The organism is Kitasatospora sp. NPDC041988 (assembly GCF_055588525.1).
Genome location: NZ_JBVJCO010000004.1, coordinates 240,844 through 261,003, shown reverse-complemented (window position 1 = coordinate 261,003; position 20,160 = coordinate 240,844). Strand labels below are relative to the sequence as shown.

The window sequence follows — 20,160 nt, the reverse complement described above, 5'->3', positions numbered from 1 at the left end:
CTTCCTGGGCCTTCGGCGACAGCCGACGCGCGTCCCCAACCAGATCCGTCACGCCCGGATCAACGAGCGCGGAACCTTACCGTTTCGGGTCAATACCAGGAGGTTCCCATATGCCAAAGAAATCACGGACTCATGCTCAGCGACTGGACGAACTCCAGACCATCCTGCGCGATGACTACGGCCAAGATCTGAACTTGGCTGAGGTATCTGACATCGCCGACTGGCTTGTCCGGTTCTACACCGCCCTGATCAAGTTAGCGGCGCAGCGTCGAATCGCTGAACATGAAGCCGAGGTGGCTCGAAAATCACTATTGGATCATTCGTGAAGATGGAGCACAATATTTGTGCGGGGAACCAATTAACTGCATCCGACCCCAGGTCGGAGAAGGAGGTTCTACGAGTAACAAACAACAATTATGCACAATCCTGGTGCGGGTATCGAGCAAAGAACAAGAGCAAGAGGGCTACTCCCTGGAGGCGCAGGAACGCTACCAGCGCGACTACTGCGAGCGCATCGGCCTGAAGGTCGACAGAGTCTTCTTCATTTCGGAAAGCGCGTCGAAGGCTGACCAGCGCCAAACCTTCAATGAGGCTATGGCCTACATGAAGAAGCATCACATCTTGCACTTCGTCTGCGAGAAGGTTGACCGTCTGCTGCGCAACTTCAAGGACACGGTCATGGTGGAGGACTGGTTGGCAGCCGATGAAGCTTGCCGGCTGCATCTGCCAAAGAACTCGCTGGTGCTGCACAAGAACTCGTCCTCGCAGGACAAGTTCGTCTGGGGTATGCACGTCGTGGTGGCAAAGAACTACACCGACAACCTGAGCGAAGAGGTCCGTAAGGGACAGCTTGAGAAACTTCGCCAGGGCTGGCTCCCAGGCGTACCGCCGCTAGGCTATGAGAATGTCATCGAGGATGGCAAGCGCATCCAGCGAATAGCTCCGGCCGTCGCACCCCTCATCATGCAGATGTTTGAGCTAGCAGCGCTTAAACAACACTCCCTGAAGTCTCTGGCGCGCGAGATGGCGAAACGCGGACTCCTCATACAGGGCCGTCCAGTCTCCCTGAGTATGGTGCACCGCTTACTCCACAACCCCTACTACATTGGGGTGATCTGCTGGGATGGGCACTCCTACCCAGGTAGTCACGAGCCGATCATCTCGGTGGAGCTATTCGAGAAGGTGCAGAATGCAGTATCTCGACGCGGCAGTCAGATTCAGCGCTACCGGAAGCACCATGCACTCTTCCAGGGGTTAGTGGTCTGTGCGTCCTGTGACGGCTTACTGGTCTGGGAGACTGCCAAGGGTCATTGGTACGGCAAATGCCCCAAGCCCCGAGCGTGCTCACGGGATCGCTTTGTGCGAGAGGAAGTCGTGGAGTTACAGGTGGTCGATCACCTGAAGGCGCTGAGAGTGCCGACTCCCAGCCTGATGGGCTGGCTTCGAGAAGGGTTGGAAGGCGCTGTTGAATCAGAGGCGTCAAGCAAGACGGCAGCGAACCAGCTCCTGCAAGAGGAGACGGCGAAACTGAAAGCCAAGATCAGCGTTCTTTACGATGACCGATTGGACGGCCGTATTAGTGCCGATGAATATGACAGCAAGGCCATCACCGTGCATGCAAGGCAGGCCGAGGTGGCTCGTCAGATGAAGGCACTAGAGGCGGAAGACACGTCGTATCTGGAGAAGGGGCTGGGCTTCGTTGAGCTCACCCAAAACGCAGCAGATGAGTACCAGAAGTCGAGGAGCGGAGACCGCAAACGCGAGCTGATCGGTGAGCTGATCGAGAGCCTAACTCTTGACGAGCAGCACCTCAAAGTGACGTACGCCCCTCGCACCCAGTGGATGTTGACCGATGTAGTGCCCTTGACGAGGCCCCAGAATGCCAAATTCGAACCTGCTGTTTCTGCCTCTACAAAGCAGAAAAGAGCCCACGCTGAGGCTCCTCGTTCCACTTGGCTGGGGCTGCGTAACAGTATTCGGACGATGTTCTTGATGGACTGTCAATAGCTGGCTCGCGCCCGCCGCGCGTTGGCATTGATGGCTACGTCGCCACCTCCAAAGCCCCCAGTTCCCCGCCTGGGAGTGCCTGGAGGGGCGCTCGTTGCCAAAGTCTTGCCACAACGCCAAAATCCTGCTCCGCACGATCCGTAGGCGGTGGCATCCTGGCTAGATCACCCGGCTCCGCTTGGAGCCAAGAAAGAGGTATGCATGTGCAGCGCTATCGCACGATCCTGGCCGACCCGCCCTGGGCTCTGAACCAGACCGGCGGCTACGGGGCCAGTCGCCACTACCCCGTCATGAAGTTGGACGACATCGCCCGGCTGCGGGTGGACCGCCTGGTCGGGGACGACGCCCACCTGTGGCTGTGGGTCACGAATGCCGACCTGTTCCGCCAGGTCGAGGTCATGGAGGCCTGGGGCTTCAAGTACCGCAGCTGCCTGACGTGGATCAAGCCGCGGTTCGGCCTCGGCAACTACCTGCGGAACCAGACCGAGCACCTGCTGCTCGGCATCCGCGGGCGGGCACCGATCCAGTTCCGGGGACAGGGCAGCTGGCTCTACGCCCCACTCCAGGAGCACAGCCACAAGCCGGAAGAGCAGTACGCCGTCATCGAGCGGTGCTCGCCCGGGCCGTACCTGGAGCTGTTCCCCCGGCGTGGCCGGCCTGGCTGGCACATCTGGGGGAACGAGGTCACCTGCGATGTGGCGCTGTAACTGACTTCAGCCCGCTGGAACGAGTCAAACCACGGCCGCCTCACGGACCACCTGCGCCGCGGCCTGCGCCGCGCCCGAAGTTGATGAGAAACTGGAGAAGGAAGGTTCCGCACGCGCGGAGAGGGGTGACATCAATGGGATCGTCAAATTCGACGCATAATGCGCCCGACCGCTGGCTCCGGTGGACCACGTATGGACTGGCCATCTTACTTGTTGCAATGCTGGTAGAAATATTCATTGAGAGCGCTGCGGGGCGTTCCCCGAGCCTCAGCGTGGCTATCGTGGGGGTCCTCGGCGCACTCGCCCTAGCCTCCTTAGTGCTGTCCAGTCCCACCGCCTTGCAAGAGTTCAGCTTCGGCCCATTCGGTGCAAAGTGGGCCAAAGTCGAAGAACTTGAATCACGCGTTACCTATCTTCAACTGGCGGTGGCTGGATTGGTGACGAACCATGAACGGAGGCATCTGAGGAAGCTGACTGGGAGCGATGACTTTGCTACGTATCAATATCTGTTGTACCAAGAGCTGCAACGCCTCGCGGCTATGGGCTACATCGAGCCAGTCGAAGGCCGGAAACTGGAGGAGCTGGAGGCGACCGAACGCGGAGAAGGATTGAAACTTCAGCAGTGGGTGAGCATCACCCGCCAAGGAAGGACCTATCTTGATGCTTACGAGCAGCTGATGCCCAAAATCTCTATCAGTCGCAGCGGAATAACCAGGATCAACCAAGAAAAAGTGGGCAGAGCCACCGGGTGGTCTGATGTCGTGGAATTCGCCCGCGATGCCGGGTGGCTCAGCGAACCCGACCGACAGGAGATCAGCTGGGAAGACGGCATACCGAGGGGTTGGCAGGTGCCAACTTGATAGGCGACGCGTCAGATTCCCCGGCGATCAAGGAGCGATTTCCCACAAGAGCTATGGCAAGCAACTCTGGAAAACTGACGCTAAATCACGTAAAGTAGAGGCAGGAATTAAGCAGGACACCTCTGCATGGCTCGGACATCACAGGAGTCAAATACATCACACGCGGCCAATCGGAAGCTGATAGCCAGGTTTGCCCGAACTTCCACGGCTGCGCAGGGATTGCCTGAGAAGGTCACCGATCAGGCAACCCTACGCAAAGCGGCCAGCCAGATCAAGCTGGCTAGACCTAATTGACAGCTCACTCTCCATGAGAGATGTTCAACGAGCAGCGATAGCAAACTTACGGCTGCGGACACTTATTGACCCGAAACGCTAATGTTCCGGCGCGTCGAGGATGTACCGGACGTGCGGGGCGCGGAAGTAGCCCCGCACGATGTGGGGTTGCTTCTGGCGTCGGCAGAAGAAGCGGCGTACCTCGCCTGCGAGCTCTCCGGCGTTTCGGGCTCGGCAGGCCGGCAGGAGTGTCCGCTTGAGGTCGGCGTTGACGAGTTCGTCCGGGTTGGTCTCCGGCGCGTAGGCGGGCAGCAGGTGCAGGACGATCCTGCTCTCGTTCTCGACCAGCCAGTCGCGGACCGCCTTGCTGCGGTGGACGGAGTGCCGGTCGACGACCAGGTGGATCTTCCGGTCGAACTGCCCGACCAGTCGCCGGAGGAAGTCGAGGAACACCGTGGTGGTGAACGATCCGCGGTAGACCGTGAACCACATCTTCCCGCGGGTGCTGATGGCTGACATCGCGTTCACCGAGAACCGGTTGCCGGTCCGCCTGATGGTCGGTGTGCTGCCTCGCACGGCCCAGGTGCGTCCTGAGACCTGGTCCGAGCGGACACCGACCTGGTCGGCGAAGAGGATCTCGGCGCCCTCTTCGGCGGCTCGCGCGCGGATGGCCGGCCAGGCCTCCTCGCGCCATACGCGCACCGCCTCCGGGTCCTGCTCGATCGCCCGCTTGTCCGGGCGTTGGAAGGATAGGCCCCACCGTTTCAGGTATTTGCCCACGCCCTGCTCGGTCATCCGCACCCGATAGAGCATGGCGATCAGGTCGCCAACCATGGCGCGCGTCCACAACTGACCGCCCAGGCCGAGGTCTTCGGGTCGGTGGTCGAGCAATGCCTGACGGACGCACTGCTGTTCGTCAGGGTCCAGTACCTGGTGCTCGCCCGACCGTCGTCCGCGTCGGCCGGAGACCAGGGCTTCACGGCCGCCGGCCTGCCACGCCGCCCACCAGTCGGCAACCGACTCGGCGCTCACGCCCAGGAGTTCGGCCACCTCGCGCCGCTCCCGCCCCGCCCGGACGGCTGCCACGGCCCGCATCCGCAAGGCCTCCTGCGCGTCCGGCGACAGCCGCCGCGCGCCCCCAACCAGATCCGTCACGCCCGGATCAACGAGCCCGGAACCTTACCGTTTCGGGTCAATAGCTGGGTTCTGAGTTTGCCAAACTCTACGAAACGCTAATACCCGCAGCCGCAAATGTACTATCGCTACACCTTCCAGGTGATCTCAATCCGGCTAGTGTCAAAGATCCAGCGCTTATAGCGGTACTTGCCGCCGGCCTGGCGCACGATTATCTTGTCGATAGCCAGCCCGATGATCTGGCGACGCCACCCCAGGTCCGGGGTGTTGGCCCAAGCCTCGCGGAGCGTGACGCCAATCGGGGCCGCCACGAGCGACCGCTTGGCGCTCAGCTTCTCCACCTGCTGCGCGGCACTATGCAGGCTGGCCTCGGCAGCCTCCTTGGCCAACCTGAACTGGTCGCGGCTGAGGCTATCGGAATTGTCGCCGTAGTAATCAGCAATAAGGGCATCTAGTCGCTGCTGCTTCGCCTGGTGGTCGGCAAGCGCCTCACCCAGTCCATCTGAAGTGTCGGTTGCCTCCGCCACAGCCCGAGCGAACTGCTCACTGTCAAAGCGATACAGCATCGCCTCGATTACGAAGTCCTCCAGCGGTTCAGCCAGGCGCGATATATGACCGCAGGCTCGTTGCCTTCCACTGTCATCAAACTTCTTGCACTGGTAGCGCGGCTTCGGGGACTCATCGCCGGCATCGCGCTTCCGCTTGCCGGACATCCGCTGCCCACACACGCCGCAGAAGGCGAAGCCGCTCAGCAGGTACTTGTATGGATCACCCCGGCTGCGGATGAAGCGCTGGCGCGCCTTCAGGGCGATCTGGAGCTCTTCCCACTCCTCGGGCGTGACAAATCCGTCCCAGCTGGCGCCGTACAGCGCGCCGTGGTGTTCCCGCTTCCCCATGTAACGGGGCCGGCTCAGCATCCTGACCAACGTCGTGCGCTCCCACCGTCCGCCCCGGACGGTCGGGATCCCTCGGGCGTTGAGGTCGATCACAATCCCCGCCAGCGACTCACCTTGGATGACCCGTCGGCGCACCTCCAGCCAGATCGCGCGCTCCTGCGGGATGTGGCTGACGCCGTCCGACTCGAAGCCGTACGCCCGCAGGCCGCCGTTCGGCAGTCCCTGGCGAGCCTGGGCCGCCTTCTTGCTGCGGACCCGGTCCGAGATGTTGTCGCTCTCGCCGGCGGCCGTGTTCACGGCGTCACGGATGGCCTTACGGCCGACACTGGTGCGCAGGTCGTAGTAGCCGCCGCGGGTGGTGACGATGGTGTGCAGGCTGGTCTTCTTCGACCAGACGAGGTCAATCAGGGCCTCAGCTTCGAGCGGCTTGCGAAACAGGCGGGTGACTTCGACACACAGGATGACGTCGACCCCGCTGGCGCGGACCAACGCCATGAGCTTCTCGAAGTCCTCGCGCTCCTCACTGCTGTAGGAGGAGGCCGAGATGTCGTTGTCATCGAAGCTGGCGACATGCAGCCAATCCGACCTCGACATGCGGAAGGCCGCGCACTCGTCCAACTGGATGGCGACGTTCTCGCCGCGAAGCTTTGGATCTTTGGCGTCGTCATCCGACAGCCGCGCGTAGTCAGCGACGCGTTGGAGAAGCTGTTGACCTGGCAGAACTTGGACAGTGGACACAAGAACATGCCTCGTTATGTCCGAATTGTACCATCCGACAGGTCCTTTTGCCAGCAGTCGCCTGGGCGAGCGTCGGCGCGCTCTGGGAGCTGCGCGAGGTGCCGTGCGCGGCGGGGGCGCTCACCGCCGCGCTGGACGCCTCGGTCGGCCTGCTCGGCCGGGCCCTGCTCACCCCGCTCGGGTTCCACGGCGCCCGACCGGACGGGACCCGCTCGCACGACGCCCGGGCCGAGGACACACGCTCGCACGACGCCCGGGCCGCGGGCCCGCACTCACACGGCACACGCTTCCACGGCCCGGGCAGCGGAACGGCCGGCCGGGTCCCCGAGGCGAGGAACCGGCCGGCCGTCCGCTGAGCGGGATCAGGCCCAGCTGGAGTGCAGCGGCTTGCCCTCGGCGTAGCCGGCCGCGCTCTGGATGCCGACCACGGCCTTCTCGTGGAACTCCTCCAGGCTGGAGGCGCCCGCGTAGGTGCAGGAGCTGCGGACACCGGCGACGATCGAGTCGATCAGGTCCTCGACGCCGGGGCGGGCCGGGTCGACGAACATCCGGGAGTGCGAGATGCCCTCCTCGAACAGCGCCTTGCGGGCCCGGTCGTACGTGGAGTCCTGGGCGGTGCGGTTGCTCACCGCGCGCGCCGAGGCCATGCCGAAGCTCTCCTTGTACTGGCGGCCGTCGGCGGTGGTCTGGAGGTCACCGGGCGACTCGTAGGTGCCGGCGAACCAGGAGCCGATCATCACGTTGGACGCGCCGGCGGCCAGCGCCATCGCGACGTCGCGCGGGTGGCGGACGCCGCCGTCGGCCCAGACGTGCTTGCCGAGCGTGCGCGCCTCGGCGGCGCACTCCAGCACGGCCGAGAACTGCGGGCGGCCGACGCCGGTCATCATCCGGGTGGTGCACATGGCGCCGGGGCCGACGCCGACCTTGAGGATGTCGGCACCCGCCTCGACCAGGTCGCGGACACCGGCGGCGGAGACCACGTTGCCGGCCACGATCGGGATCTGCGGGTCCAGCCCGCGCACCGCCCGCAGCGCGCTGATCATCGACTCCTGGTGGCCGTGCGCGGTGTCGACGACCAGCACGTCGGCGCCGGCCTCGATCAGCGCCTTGGCCTTGCCGGCCACGTCGCCGTTGATGCCGACGGTGGCGGCGATCCGCAGGTGGTTCTGCGCGTCCACGGCCGGGGTGTAGAGGGTGGCGCGCAGGGCGTTCTTGCGGGTCAGCAGGCCGACCAGCTTGCCCTCGGCGTCCACGACCGGGGCGAGCTTGCGGTGCGCCTCGCTGAGCTTGTCGAAGGCGGCGCGCGGGTCGATGCCCTCGTCGAGCAGCAGCAGGTCGCGCGACATGACGTCGGCGAGGCTGGTGAAGCGGTCGACGCCCTGGCAGTCGGAGTCGGTGACCACGCCGACCGGCTTGCCGTCCTCGACCACGACCAGCGCGCCGTGCGCCCGCTTGGGCAGCAGCGAGAGCGCCTCGGCGACGGTGGCGCCGGGGTCGAGGGTGATGGCGGTGTCGTGCACCAGGTGGCGCTGCTTGACCCACCCGATGACGTCGGCGATCACGTCGGTGGGGATGTCCTGCGGGATGGCGACCAGGCCGCCGCGGCGGGCGACGGTCTCGGCCATCCGGCGGCCGGCGATGGCGGTCATGTTGGCGACGACGAGCGGGATCGTGGTGCCGGTGCCGTCGTTCGAGGAGAGGTCGACACCCTGCCGGGAGCCCACGGCGGAGCGGCTGGGGACCATGAAGACGTCGTCGTACGTGAGGTCGTACGAGGGCTTGAGGTCGTTCAGGAAGCGCATGAAAATGGGGCTCTCTGGCTGGGAGAAGGTACACCTCGGGTGCGGTTGCGGCGAGGCCGCGGGGCGCACTCGGGCGCCCCGCACCCAACATTCGATTCTCCGGCACGGTGGGGGCAAAAGCCAGTTCGAGGACGATTGCTGGCGCAGTGCACAAACCATGATCACCCAAAAGCTCCAAGCTTTGGAGGTTTCTCCAAGTGATCGGCTTTTCGCCCCGGCCGCGGCCGCTCCCGTAGCATTCACGCGGTAACGGCGAGGCAATCCAGGAAAGCGGCAGCAGGCGATGACGGCGGGCGTGGACATCCAGCAGGACAGCGGCACCGAGGGGTCCGAGGAGGAGATCGACTACGGTCCCGGCCTCGACCCGGAGCGGCTGCGGCTCTGCCTCGACGTGCTCGCCGAGCTGGACGAGCTGCACGTCGACCACCCGGACGCGATCACCGTCCGCCAGGCGGTCGGCGGCATATTCCGCACGCTCAAGCAGCGCCGCCGCCAGGAGACCCGGGCCCGGAAGACCGCCAACGACCGCGCCGTCACCGCCCGGACGGCCACCGGCGCGCCGACCCGGATCGACGACGAGACGGCCGGCGCCTTCGGCCTGACGACCGTCACCACCTCCGAGATCGCCGGCATCCTGGAGCGCCCCCGCTCCTGCTACACGTGCAAGCAGCGGTACGTCGAGGTGGACGCCTTCTACCACAACCTCTGCCAGGCCTGCGCGGTGAAGAACCGCGCCCGCCGCGACGCCCGCGCCGACCTCACCGGCAAGCGCGCGTTGCTCACCGGCGGCCGGGCCAAGATCGGGATGTACATCGCGCTGATGCTGCTGCGCGACGGCGCCCACACCACCATCACCACCCGCTTCCCCAACGACGCCATCCGCCGCTTCACCGCGATGCCGGACAGCGCCGACTGGCTGCACCGACTGAAGATCATCGGGATCGACCTGCGCGACCCGGCCCAGGTGATGGCGCTGGCCGACGAGGTCGCCGCGGACGGCCCGCTGGACATCCTGATCAACAACGCCGCGCAGACCGTGCGCCGCCCGCCGGAGTCCTACCGCGAGCTGGTCAACGCCGAGTCGGCGCCGCTGCCGGCCGGCGAGCTGCCGCAGTCCACCACCATCGGCCGCTTCGGCAGCGGCAGCGTGGACCTGCCGGCCCTGCCCGCGCAGGCCACCGGCGAGCAGGAGCGGCTGTCCGCCGAGGACGTCACCTCCCTCGCGCTGGTCACCGGCTCCGCGACGCCCGCCCGGATCGAGGCCGGCACCGCGATCGACGCCGGCGGCCTGGTGCCCGACCTCGCACCCACCAACAGCTGGGTGCAGACCGTCAACGAGGTCGGCCCGGTGGAGCTGCTGGAGGTCCAGCTCTGCAACTCCACCGCGCCGTTCATCCTGATCAGCCGGCTGCGCCCGGCCATGGCCGCCTCGGCGTCCCGCCGCAAGTACGTGGTCAACGTCTCCGCGATGGAGGGCGTGTTCCAGCGCGGCTACAAGGGCGCCGGCCACCCGCACACCAACATGGCCAAGGCCGCGCTGAACATGCTCACCCGCACCAGCGCGCAGGAGATGTTCGAGACCGACGGCATCCTGATGACCGCCGTCGACACCGGCTGGATCACCGACGAGCGCCCGCACCCGGACAAGATGCGCCTCGCCGACGAGGGCTTCCACGCCCCGCTCGACCTGGTCGACGGCGCGGCCCGGGTGTACGACCCGATCGTCCGCGGCGAGCAGGGCGAGGACCTCTACGGCTGCTTCCTCAAGGACTTCGACCGCGCCGCCTGGTAGACCCGCAAGCCGCCTGGCAACCCCCGTAAGGAGAAACCGAGTTGACCACCGCACCGCTGCTCGGCGCCGGCGTCATCGTGCCCACCGGGGACGGCCGGGTGCTGCTCGGCCGCCGGATCACCGCCGGCGAGCCGCCGACCTGGAGCCTGCCCGGCGGCAAGGTGGACGACCCGGGCGAGTCCTTCGAACAGGCCGCCGCCCGGGAGCTGGCCGAGGAGACCGGCATCGTGCTGCCGGCCGAGCGGATGCGGGTGCTGGCCGTGCTGCTCGACCACGAGCTGGGCCGCCCCCGGCTGACCGCGGCCGTGCTCGCCCCGCCGAGCCTGGCCACCGCCGAGGTCACCGAGCCGCACGCGTGCGCCGGCTGGGAGCGGTTCCCGCTCGACGCGCTGCCCGGGCCGATGTTCTACCCGTCCGCGCTGGTGCTGGGCAGCTGGCTCCCGGACGCCCCCTCGGCGCTCCGGGCCGGGACGCACGCCTACCCCGTCACCGGCCGAACGCGGGCGACGGGGTAGGCGAGACGGTCCGGGGCCGGGTTCAGCCGTTGCGGGCCGCCTCCGGGCCGGTGATCCGCTTCAGCAGCGGGAGCGTCGAGGCGATGATCCCGAGCGAGGCCGCCAGGCCGAGCGCCACCAGGACGAAGTACACCGCGCCCGGCGACACCAGGTCGTACTGCATCTGCGACTTGAGGAACATCGCGGACGCCGCGAAGCCGGTGCCGGTCGCGATCGCCGCCACCACCAGCAGCGGCAGCGCGCTCTCGAGCCCGACCACCCTCTGCAGCAGGCGCAGCGACGCGCCGGTGAGCCGCAGCATGGCGAACGGCCGCTTGCGGTCGGTCAGGCCCGCGACCACGCTCACCGCCAGGCTGCACCCGGCGACCGGCAGGGTGGTCAGCAGCACCACGTTGGCCAGCTGCCGCCAGCCTGACAGCTGCTTCTGCTGGGCGGAGCCCCAGTCGCCCACCGTCCGGGACCGGTGGTCCGGGTAAGCCTTGGTGAGCAGCGTCCGGGTCTGCTCCTTGGCGGCGGCGGAGCCGTCGGTGGTCACGTAGATGCTGCGCACCGGCAGCCTGGCCGCCTCCTCCGCGGAGACGGCTGCGGCCGGCCACTCGAACCCGGAGGCGGAGCGCAGGCTCATGAAACCCCACTGCGGGACGCCGACGACGCTCGCGCCGGCCGGGCATCGGCCCACCACCGGGACCTGGGCGAGCTCGGTGCAGAGCACCAGGCTCGGGGAGAACCCGGGGCGCTCACCCGGCAGCGCGCCGAGCCCCTGCGGGTTGTCGTGGCCCAGCGCGAGGCCGTGGAAGCCGGGCACCGCCCGGAGGTCCGCCAGCAGCTGCGCCGGAACGGCGTCCGTCATCGGGGGCTCGTCGAGCATGCTGCTCTGCTCGACCGCGGTCCGGGTCTCCGGGTCCCCGCTGAGCGTGCCCCGGTTCTCGTTGATGGTGCCGATGATGCAGACCGTCGCCGTGGTGACGAAGAGGGCGAGGACCAGACCCGCGACCGAGCGGAAGCCCGCCTTCGGGTCGTCCGCGAGCCGGCGGACGGCGATCAGCGTGGCAGGGCGGCTGGTCCGCAGCGCGACGGCGCGGGCGCCCACCATGGTGAGCCAGGGTCCGGCGATCACCAGGCCGAGCATGATCACCAGGAAGCCGGTCAGATAGGCCGCGGTCTGCCCGTTGGTGGTCTCCGGGCGCCGGTTGACGAACCAGCCGAGCTCCGCGAGTCCGGCCAGCAGCGGGACCACCCGCCAGAAGCTCGGCGGCTTCGGGGTCACCCGGCGGGTGACGCCAAGCGGTGAGATGGTGACCCGCCGCAGTGCCAGCCGCGCTGCGGCCGACGCCGCCACCGGGACACCCAGCGCCGTGGCCGCCATCTGGAGCGGAGTGAGCGTCAGGTCCTCGGCGAAGAACCGGTCACCGGTGAACGGGATGGTCGCCACCAGTGGGCGCAGCAACAGGAAGAGACCGAAGCCGACGACCGTGCCGGCCACCGCGGCCACGGTGGACTCCACTGCCGAGATCACCGAAACCTGCCGCGGGGTGGCGCCGACCAACCGCATCGCGGCGTAGCGCTGCTCGCGGGTGGCGGCGGAGAGCCGGGTCGCGGTGCCGATGAAGATGACCACGGGGAAGATCAGCGCGCCGGCCACCACGGAGAGGATCAGCGTCATGGCGTCGCCGCGCGTGCCCAGCCCCGGGCAGTCGTTGTCGCAGGAGGGCGGGAGGGCGGTGGCGATGGTGGTGACCTTGCTCGCCCCGGGCATGTGCTCGATCTCCGCCGGAGTGCGGCCCTCGATCAGGTAGAGCGAGTCCGGGGAGGGCAGTGCCTCGTCGCCGAGGATTCCGGCCATCCGGCCGGGGAAGCGGTCGCCCAGCTCGACGGCCGGGGTCTTGCGCAGCAGTTCGGCGAGCGCGGGCGAGGCGTAGTAGTCACCGGGCGCGGGCAGCTTGTCGAGACCGGGCGGGACGGGCGCGGTCGGCCCGGTGGCGGCGACGTCGAGCTGGAAGATCTCCTTGCCGTCGAAGTAGTCGCCGTGGTCCCACCACCAGAGCGGGTCCACCGGCGCGGTCTCGGTCCGGCTCGCCGCACCGCTGTTGGTCCACAGCACCCGCTCGTTGGACTTGCCCACGGCGTTGATGCTCGCCAGCGTGGAGAGCAGCAGGCCGACGCCGATCGCCACAGCGGCAGCGATGATGACCAGCCGGGCCAGGGCCTCCTTTCCGCCGCTGACGGCGAGGCGCAGAGCGAACTGGATCACGAGGCGATCCGTTCCGCCGCGCGGTCCGTCGCCGGACCCGCCGAGAGCGAGGTGGCCTTGCCGTCCCGGACGATCGCCTCGCGGTCGGCGTAGGCGGCGACCCGCGGTTCGTGGGTGACCAGGATGACGGTGGTGCCCTGTTCGCGCGCGGCGCCGACCATCAGCTCCATCACCTGCTCGCCGGTGAGCGAGTCCAGCGCACCCGTCGGCTCGTCGGCGAACAGCACCTGTGGCCGCGCCACCAGGCCGCGGGCCAGCGCGACGCGCTGCGCCTGACCGCCCGACAGCTCACCGGAGCGGCGCTGCCCCATGCCGTCCAGGCCGAGCCGGGCGAACCAGGGCCGGGCCTCGGCCAGGGCCGCCGCCCGCTTGGTGCCGCTCAGCAGCAGCGGCAGGGCGACGTTCTCCTCGGCGGTCAACTCCGGGACGAGCTGGCCGAACTGGAAGACGAAGCCGAACCTGTCGCGGCGCAGGGCGCTGCGCTGGGCCTCGCCCATGGTGTCGATCCGCTGCCCGTCGAATCGGACCTCACCCGAGTCGGGGGTGAGGATGCCGGCCAGGCAGTGCAGCAGGGTGGACTTGCCGGAGCCGCTGGGGCCCATGATGGCGAGCACCTCGCCGGCGTGGACGGCCAGGCTCGCCCCGCGCAGGGCGGGGGTCTCGCCGAAGGCGAGGCTGACGTCCTGGGCCTCGATCAGCAGCGTCATGACCGCACCGCCTCGGCGAGCGCGTCCAGGCGGGCGGTGGTCAGGTCGATCCAGCGCAAGTCGGCCTCCAGGTGGAAGAGTCCGTGGTCGGCGAGCAGGGCGTCGACCAGCGCTCCGTTGCGGCGCAGGTCGGTCAGTTCGCGCATCCGCCGCATGTGGGCGGCGCGCTGGGTGTCGAGGTAGACCTCGGCGTCGCGGCCGAGCATCAGGGCCAGCACGACCTTGGTGAACAGCACCGTCTGCAGGTTCGGTTCGGGTGAGACGGGCTCGGTGAGCCAGTGCTCGAACTCCGTCACACCGGCGTCGGTGATCACGTAGCGCTTGCGCTCGGGCCCGTCGCCGGGCTCCGCCTCGCCGGCCACGACCTTGCCGTCCCGCGCCAGCCGGCCGAGCGTGGCGTAGACCTGACCGTATGGAAGGGGCTTGCCCCGCCCGAAGAAGGCGTCGTAGTCGCGCTTGAGGTCGTAGCCATGGCTCGGCTCCCGCTCCAGCAGCCCGAGGAGGGTCAAAGGAACACTCATGAGATGACCGTACACCAGAGGTATACACCGAGTGTATAGCTGGCGAGAATACGGCTCTGACCTGCGAATACGACGGGTCGAGGCGCTCGGGACGGCGCGAGCGGGAGGCGGCCCCACGTCCGCCCCCCGCCCCGCACCACGGTCCGGCAAGCCCCCACGGCAAGCCGGACCCGCCGCGCCCCGGCACTCGGAGGACGCGACCACTCCCAGCCTGCCCTGCCGGGCCCTCCCCCGCCGAGGGCCGAACGTCCCGGTTCGTGGGCCGGCCTCCCGAGTAGTGCGGGCCCGCACGGCCCTTGTGTGCGGGCGGGGAGCGGAGGGAGATTGGATACAGGCCGTGTCGCGCCGGGGCGAGTCGGCCGGCAGGCCGACCGGGCCCGGGAGGAATCCTGGGCCCGGCACGAATCCGAGTGGAGCGGCCGCACCACCAGCAGCCCCGGCGGGCCGCAGGACGACCGACGGAGACCCCTGTGCTCATCGCCTTCACCACCGACCGGCTCACCGCCCGCCTCTGGGAGCCGCAGGACGAGCAGCGCGCCTACGACCTCTACTCCCGCTGGGAGGTGGTGCGTTGGCTCGGCGCCGACCCGAGGGCACTGGCCTCGCCCGCCGAGGCCACGGCCCTGATCGAACGGTTCCGGCAGCGCTCCGCCGACCCCCGGTACGGCGTCTGGGCACTCGAACGGCGGGACACCGGCACCGTCGTCGGTTCCGTCCTGCTGGTGCCGCTGCCGGACGGCGACGGAGAGATCGAGGTCGGCTGGCACCTCCACCCCGATTCCTGGGGCCACGGCTTCGCCACCGAGGCCGCCCGCGCCGCCCTCGCCAAGGGGTTCGCCGGGGGCCTCACCCGGATCCACGCCGTCGTCCGCCCCGCCAACACCCACTCGGCGGCGGTCTGCCGGCGCCTCGGCATGACGCCGCTCGGACGGACGACCCGGTGGTACGGGGTCGAGACGGACGCCTTCCTGGCCGTCCACGAGGCTGCCGGGGCTGCCACGGCTCCCGTGGCTCCCGGGGTTGCCGAGGCTCCCGGGGCTCACGGGACCGGGGCGACGCGTCGCCTCACCCTCCAGCTGCCGGCCGAACTCGTGGACTGGGTCGCCGCGTTCGCGGCGACCTCGCACCGCACGGTCGAGGAGGTGATCGGCCCGCTGATCGCCGCGGAACAGGCCCGGGCCGACGCCGGCCGGCCGCCCCGGCCGGGGCGGGCGCCGACCGCGCGCAAGCCCTAGCAGTGCTTTGTCAGGCGGTGCCGTAGGTCTGCCATGGGGTGGGTCGTCGGCATGTGAGGCAGTGGCCGGTCCAGGTGGCGATGAGGTGTTGGAGGAGTTCGCCGGGCGACGCCGGGCGTTCGGTTCAACGAACGCCCGGTCGAGGATCGTGCTCCGGCCCCCACTCCCCTCGTGGTGGGGGCCGGAGCGGGCCCAAGTCGCGCCGACGAGAGAGAGCATGCCAACGGGGACGGCCGGACGGCCATGTATTAGCCTCTGGGCCTAATAGTCAACAACGCGGCAGGTCAGGAAGGCTGCGGGGAACCGGAGGAAGGTTCGTGATCGCACTGAGGTTCGGGGTCGCGGACCTCGCGAGGACCCGGTTCGTCATATCCCCGCTCGACCACCTGATGGCCGGCTCGGCCCGGTTGGGCGTTCACCAGGGCAGCGGGTCGCGCAGCGAGCGCTGGTGGCGGGACGTCCGCCGCCACGTGCCCCACCGGGCCGTGCGCTTCCTCGAGGTGGTCAACGCGAGCCCGGTCGGTGTCCCCGACTTCATGGTGGCGGACCTCGACGCCGTCCGCCGGCAATTGACCGACGAGCTCGACGCGCTCCTCTCCGTCCCGCAGCAGGCCGTGGAGGAGGGTGTCGCGATGTTCGGCAGCGGCCCGGAAGTCCCGGCCGCCCTGGCCCGGTTGCGCGAGGACGGCAGCCGGGGCCTGCGCGAGGTCAGTGACGGTGCCTGGGCGCTGTTCCGGTCCTGCCTCGCCCCGGACTGGCCCGACATCCGCCGCGCACTGGAGGCCGACATCGCCGTCCGGGCCCGCACCGCCGCCCGCTCCGGGATCGGCGAAATGCTCGACTCGCTCCACCCGAAGGCCGTCTGGCGGGACGAGGGAGTGCTGGAGTGCACCCTCGGCGAACTGGAGGGCTCCTTCGAGCTCGGCGGCCGGGGCCTGGAACTGCGGCCCAACTACTTCGTCCAGCGGAGCATCAGCCTGCTGGCCGAGCCGGACCGCCAGAGCCTGCTGCTGCACCCGATCGCCGCCCCGACCGCCGAGCCTGCGGCCCGGACACCAGCCGCCGACGGCCTCGCTGCTGTGCTCGGCCCCGCCCGCGCCCGCGTCCTGCGCGCCATCGCCGGCAGCACCTGCTCCACCACCGAGCTCGCCCAGCGGCTCGGCGTCACCCCGCCCTCCGCCTCCGCCCATGTCGTCGCCCTGCGCACGGCCGGCCTGATCGCCACCCGCCGCGAGGGCAAGCAGGTCCGCCACACCCTCACCGACGTCGGCCACGACCTCCTCCTCGACAACCCGCCGCCCCTGCCCCCGGCCTGAGCGTCGGTCGGTGGCGGCTCGGACGGACCGTGGGGTGAGCATCCTCGCGACAGGGGCCCATGAGCCAGGACGAGGAGGAGGACCCCACCCCGTTCACCTGGACCAAGACCGCCGACGAGATCCTCGACTCCCTCGCCCGATTCTGCCGACGGATCTCCGGCGCAGGACGCTAGCGGTGCAGCTGCCGAAGGCCGCCGGCCGGGCCTGTTCGGGGCCCGCCGGTCTGTCAGGGTGCGCCGTCCGGGGCCACCCAGGCGGGGGCGGGGCGGGGGCGGGAGGCGTGGTGGGCGAAGACGGCGACGGCGGCGAGCAGGGCCAGGGCGAGGGCCAGCGCGGCCGGGACGTCGGCGTGCAGGACGAGCAGCGCCCCGAGCAGGGCTCCGCCGAACATCCAGGCCGCCGAGGCCAGTCGGCGGGCGCCGGACCGGTCGGCGGCGAGGGCGGTGATGGTCATGGTGAGGACGGTGGTGGTGAGGTCCGGCACCCGGAGGTGGCGGACGACGGCGTTCTGCAGGCCCATCGCGAAGCCGAGCAGGCCGATCAGCGGGTAGCGGACCGGGCCGGCGGTGTGGCCTGCCAGTGCGGCGAGGGCGGTGCCGGCGGCCAGCAGGACGGCCTGGACGACGGTGGAGACGACCAGCAGCCGCCCCCGGTGGCCGGGGAGGCGTTCGCTGAGCCGGCCGCCGGCGAGCGCGCCGAGGAAGAAGGCACCCAGCGCCGCGAGCGAGGCCGTCGCCGAGAGGCCGGGCGCGCCCGCGAGGGCGAAGCCGAGGAAGACGACGTTCCCGGTCATGTTGGCCACGAAGACGTGGCCGAGGGCGAGGTAGCTGACCGCGTCGACCAGCCCGGTGACGACGGTGAGCACGAGCAGCATCGGGACCAGCGGGCCGTGGCGGGGGTCGGTCTTCACACCTGTTCTCCTCCGGTCGTGTGGCGCTTCCGGTGACACCCGGCGATCTCTCCGTCCGTTCTACGCCCGCCCGGCCCTCCGGGTCACGCCGAACCCCGGCCGCCACGCGCTCGTCGCCGTACCCCGACCACCGCGCCCCCGATCGCCGCGCCCCCGACCACCGCGCCCCCGATCGCCGCGCCCCCGACGACCGCGCCGCGGAAACGGCGCCGCCCCCGGCCCGGAGAGCGTCCGGGACGGGGGCGGGCCGTGGGCGATCCGTCAGACGGCGAGCGCCGGGCGGTGGTGGTCGAGCCAGAGCGCGAGGTCGACGACCCGCTCCAGGCGCAGCCGGTGGCCCCACTCCAGCTGGTCGGCCGGGGTGTCGAGGCTCGCCTTGATGACCGTCTCGTCGGCGATGTCGCGCACGTGCGGCGCGTCGAGTGCCTCGCGGGCGAGCCGTTGCAGGCCGCTGTTGTAGTCGGCGTGGTGGGTGGTCGGGTAGTGGTTCTTCGGCCGCCAGAGCACCGAGTCGGGCGCGATGCCCTGGCCGGTGGAGCGGAGCAGGCTCTTCTCCCGGCCGTCGTGGCTCTGCATCGCCCAGGGGGTGTTGAAGGCGTACTCGACCAGTCGGTGGTCGCAGTAGGGGACGCGGACCTCCAGGCCCTGCGCCATCGAGAGGCGGTCCTTGCGGTGCAGCAGCTGGCGCAGCCAGCGGGTGAGCGAGACGTGCTGCATCTCGCGCTGCCGGTGTTCGGCGGGGCTCTCGTCGTCCAGGTGCGGGACGGCGGCGAGCGCGGTGCGGTAGGTGTCGTCGCGGAACTCGCCGATGCGCAGGTGAGCGGCGAGGTCCGGGTTGATCGGCATGGCGGCCTCGTCGCCGGTGACGAGCAGCCAGGGGAAGGTCTGCGCGGCAAGCGCCTTGGGGTTGTGGAACCACGGGTAGCCGCCGAACACCTCGTCCGCGGCCTCGCCGGAGAGGGCGACGGTGGAGTGCCTGCGGATCTCGCCGAACAGCAGGTAGAGCGAGGTGTCCATGTCGCCGACGCCGATCGGCGAGTCGCGGGAGACGACGACGGCCCGGCGGTTCTCCGGGTCGAGCAGGGCGCCCGGGTCGAGGACGACGGTGGAGTGGTCGCTGCCGATGAAGGCGCCGGCCTCGGCGGCGTACGGGGTGTCGTGGCCGGTGCGCAGCACGTCGCCGGTGAACTGTTCGGCCTGGTCACTGTAGTCGACGGCGTAGGAGCGCAGCTTGGCCTGCGGGCCCTCGGTCAGCCGGAGTTCGTCGGCGACGAGCGCGGTGACGACGGTGGAGTCCAGGCCGCCGGAGAGCAAACTGCAGAGCGGGACGTCGGCCTCCAGCTGGGCGCGGGCGGCGCGGTTGACCAGCGAGCGGACCTGCTCGGTGGTGGCGGCGAGGTCGTCGGTGTGCGGGCGGGCCCGGAGCTCCCAGTACTGCCGCTCCCGGATGCCGTCCCGGTCGAGGACGAGCAGGCCGCCGGGCTGGACCTCGCGGACGCCGGCCCAGACGGTGGGGCCGGTATTGAAGAGCAGGCTGTAGGCCTCGCGCAGGCCGTCGGCGTCGACGGTCGGGGTGATCTCGGGGTGGGCGAAGAGCGCCTTGGGCTCGGAGCCGAACGCGAGGCCGCCGTCGACGGGCGCCCAGAACAGCGGCTTGACGCCGAGCCGGTCGCGGACCAGCAGCAGGCGCTGGGCCCGCTCGTCCCAGATGGCGAAGGCGTACATGCCCTCCAGGCGGTCGACCAGGGCGTCGCCCCACTGCTGGTAGGCGCGGAGCACCACCTCGGTGTCGCTGCGGGTCTCGAACCGGTGGCCCTTGGCCTGGAGTTCGGCGCGCAGCCGGTGGTGGTTGTAGACCTCGCCGCTGTAGGTCAGGACGACGCCCGGATGGTCGCGGCGGTCGGCCATGGGCTGCGCGCCGCCCTCGATGTCGATCACGGCGAGGCGGCGGTGGCCGAGCGCGGCGTGGGCGCCGAGCCAGACCCCGCCGGCGTCGGGCCCGCGCAGGGCCATGGTGGCGGTCATCGCCTCGATGACGGGGGCGCTGTGGCGGACGTCCTGGTGGAAGGACGCCCAGCCGGTGATTCCGCACATGCGCGTGCACTCCTTGGGGCGGGCAGAGTCGGTCCGGGCGGGCGGGGCGGGCTGGACCGCGCCGTCCGCCCGGGGCTCCCGGCCCGGCACGGCCGCCCGTCGGCGCCCGGTCCACCAGTCGTGCGGCGGGGGCCCGGGGTTCCCTCGATTCGGACACATTTCCGGCCATGCGGTACGTGGTCGGACACCAACCGCCGCCGTCCCCCTGCTCGTCCGCTCATGCCGGCCGCATCCGCCGGGCGCTCGGGCAGCAGGGGACGCAGGAGTGGAACAGCGGGGGGGGGGGGGGGGTGCCCCCCCCCCCCCCCCCCCTCCCCCCCCCCTCTCCCCCCGCCATCGTCCCGGGGGTCAGCAAGTCTTGAGGGGGGTGTGGAGGGCAGAGTCCATCCCCCTTGCCACGTT

17 protein-coding genes are annotated in these 20,160 nt (G+C 69.6%); 9 read left to right on the top strand and 8 right to left on the bottom strand.

The genetic code is table 11. The features are described from left to right. The 4 genes from ACZ6NC_RS07175 to ACZ6NC_RS07160 all read left to right on the top strand — a co-directional run. Positions 1–326 (top strand): hypothetical protein (locus ACZ6NC_RS07175; protein ID WP_465729812.1); only part of this gene is annotated, 326 nt, incomplete at its 5' end. 103 nt (positions 327–429) lie between these two features. Next, entirely contained in the window at positions 430–2,007 is a 1,578-nt protein-coding gene (locus ACZ6NC_RS07170) for a recombinase family protein (protein WP_465729810.1), read from the top strand. Between the two features lie 203 nt (positions 2,008–2,210). After that, positions 2,211–2,714 carry an MT-A70 family methyltransferase gene (locus tag ACZ6NC_RS07165; protein WP_465729808.1) on the top strand — a complete coding sequence of 168 codons (504 nt, stop codon included), beginning with the start codon at positions 2,211–2,213 and terminating at the stop codon, positions 2,712–2,714. Positions 2,715–2,932: 218 nt separating this feature from the next. Then, entirely contained in the window at positions 2,933–3,574 is a 642-nt protein-coding gene (locus tag ACZ6NC_RS07160) for a hypothetical protein (protein WP_465729806.1), read from the top strand. 372 nt (positions 3,575–3,946) lie between these two features. Here the strand turns inward: ACZ6NC_RS07160 and ACZ6NC_RS07155 are convergent, their stop codons facing one another. Beyond that, positions 3,947–5,002: an IS630 family transposase gene (locus ACZ6NC_RS07155; RefSeq protein ID WP_465729804.1), complete on the bottom strand. Its 1,056-nt coding sequence runs from the start codon at positions 5,000–5,002 to the stop codon at positions 3,947–3,949. Between the two features lie 107 nt (positions 5,003–5,109). Beyond that, positions 5,110–6,615: a recombinase family protein gene (locus tag ACZ6NC_RS07150; RefSeq protein ID WP_465729802.1), complete on the bottom strand. Its 1,506-nt coding sequence runs from the start codon at positions 6,613–6,615 to the stop codon at positions 5,110–5,112. A 47-nt stretch (positions 6,616–6,662) separates the two neighbouring features. Here ACZ6NC_RS07150 and ACZ6NC_RS07145 point away from each other — a divergent pair, with 47 nt between their 5' ends. Beyond that, positions 6,663–6,971 carry a hypothetical protein gene (locus ACZ6NC_RS07145; protein WP_465729800.1) on the top strand — a complete coding sequence of 103 codons (309 nt, stop codon included), beginning with the start codon at positions 6,663–6,665 and terminating at the stop codon, positions 6,969–6,971. 6 nt (positions 6,972–6,977) lie between these two features. Here the strand turns inward: ACZ6NC_RS07145 and ACZ6NC_RS07140 are convergent, their stop codons facing one another. Further along, complete coding sequence (locus ACZ6NC_RS07140) at positions 6,978–8,417, bottom strand: GuaB1 family IMP dehydrogenase-related protein (RefSeq protein WP_465729798.1); 1,440 nt, start codon at positions 8,415–8,417, stop codon at positions 6,978–6,980. Between the two features lie 295 nt (positions 8,418–8,712). Here ACZ6NC_RS07140 and ACZ6NC_RS07135 point away from each other — a divergent pair, with 295 nt between their 5' ends. Both ACZ6NC_RS07135 and ACZ6NC_RS07130 read left to right on the top strand, forming a co-directional pair. Further along, positions 8,713–10,209 carry an SDR family NAD(P)-dependent oxidoreductase gene (locus tag ACZ6NC_RS07135; protein WP_465729796.1) on the top strand — a complete coding sequence of 499 codons (1,497 nt, stop codon included), beginning with the start codon at positions 8,713–8,715 and terminating at the stop codon, positions 10,207–10,209. 41 nt (positions 10,210–10,250) lie between these two features. Continuing rightward, positions 10,251–10,724 (top strand): nucleotide triphosphate diphosphatase NUDT15, encoded by a 474-nt coding sequence (locus tag ACZ6NC_RS07130; protein WP_465729794.1) that lies wholly within the window; start codon positions 10,251–10,253, stop codon positions 10,722–10,724. 22 nt (positions 10,725–10,746) lie between these two features. Here the strand turns inward: ACZ6NC_RS07130 and ACZ6NC_RS07125 are convergent, their stop codons facing one another. Genes ACZ6NC_RS07125 through ACZ6NC_RS07115 form a run of 3 tightly spaced genes read right to left on the bottom strand, consistent with a single transcriptional unit; the run spans position 10,747 to position 14,203 of the window. Continuing rightward, positions 10,747–12,975 carry an FtsX-like permease family protein gene (locus ACZ6NC_RS07125; protein WP_465729792.1) on the bottom strand — a complete coding sequence of 743 codons (2,229 nt, stop codon included), beginning with the start codon at positions 12,973–12,975 and terminating at the stop codon, positions 10,747–10,749. Then, positions 12,972–13,682, bottom strand: coding sequence for an ABC transporter ATP-binding protein (locus tag ACZ6NC_RS07120; RefSeq protein WP_465729790.1), 711 nt, complete (start codon positions 13,680–13,682; stop codon positions 12,972–12,974). Before ACZ6NC_RS07120 ends, ACZ6NC_RS07125 begins: the two co-directional genes overlap by 4 nt. Then, on the bottom strand, positions 13,679–14,203 hold the full coding sequence (locus tag ACZ6NC_RS07115; protein WP_396323874.1) for a PadR family transcriptional regulator: 525 nt from the start codon (positions 14,201–14,203) through the stop codon (positions 13,679–13,681). Before ACZ6NC_RS07115 ends, ACZ6NC_RS07120 begins: the two co-directional genes overlap by 4 nt. A gap of 470 nt (positions 14,204–14,673) precedes the next feature. On the opposite strand from ACZ6NC_RS07115, the gene ACZ6NC_RS07110 reads away from it, so the two are divergent. Both ACZ6NC_RS07110 and ACZ6NC_RS07105 read left to right on the top strand, forming a co-directional pair. After that, positions 14,674–15,438 (top strand): GNAT family N-acetyltransferase, encoded by a 765-nt coding sequence (locus ACZ6NC_RS07110; RefSeq protein ID WP_465729788.1) that lies wholly within the window; start codon positions 14,674–14,676, stop codon positions 15,436–15,438. 317 nt (positions 15,439–15,755) lie between these two features. Further along, positions 15,756–16,754: an ArsR/SmtB family transcription factor gene (locus ACZ6NC_RS07105; protein ID WP_465729786.1), complete on the top strand. Its 999-nt coding sequence runs from the start codon at positions 15,756–15,758 to the stop codon at positions 16,752–16,754. A gap of 226 nt (positions 16,755–16,980) precedes the next feature. Here the strand turns inward: ACZ6NC_RS07105 and ACZ6NC_RS07100 are convergent, their stop codons facing one another. Both ACZ6NC_RS07100 and asnB read right to left on the bottom strand, forming a co-directional pair. Further along, positions 16,981–17,628: a YoaK family protein gene (locus ACZ6NC_RS07100; protein WP_465729826.1), complete on the bottom strand. Its 648-nt coding sequence runs from the start codon at positions 17,626–17,628 to the stop codon at positions 16,981–16,983. A 297-nt stretch (positions 17,629–17,925) separates the two neighbouring features. After that, complete coding sequence (gene asnB / locus ACZ6NC_RS07095; RefSeq protein ID WP_465729784.1) at positions 17,926–19,758, bottom strand: asparagine synthase (glutamine-hydrolyzing); 1,833 nt, start codon at positions 19,756–19,758, stop codon at positions 17,926–17,928. Between the last annotated feature and the right edge of the window lie 402 nt (positions 19,759–20,160).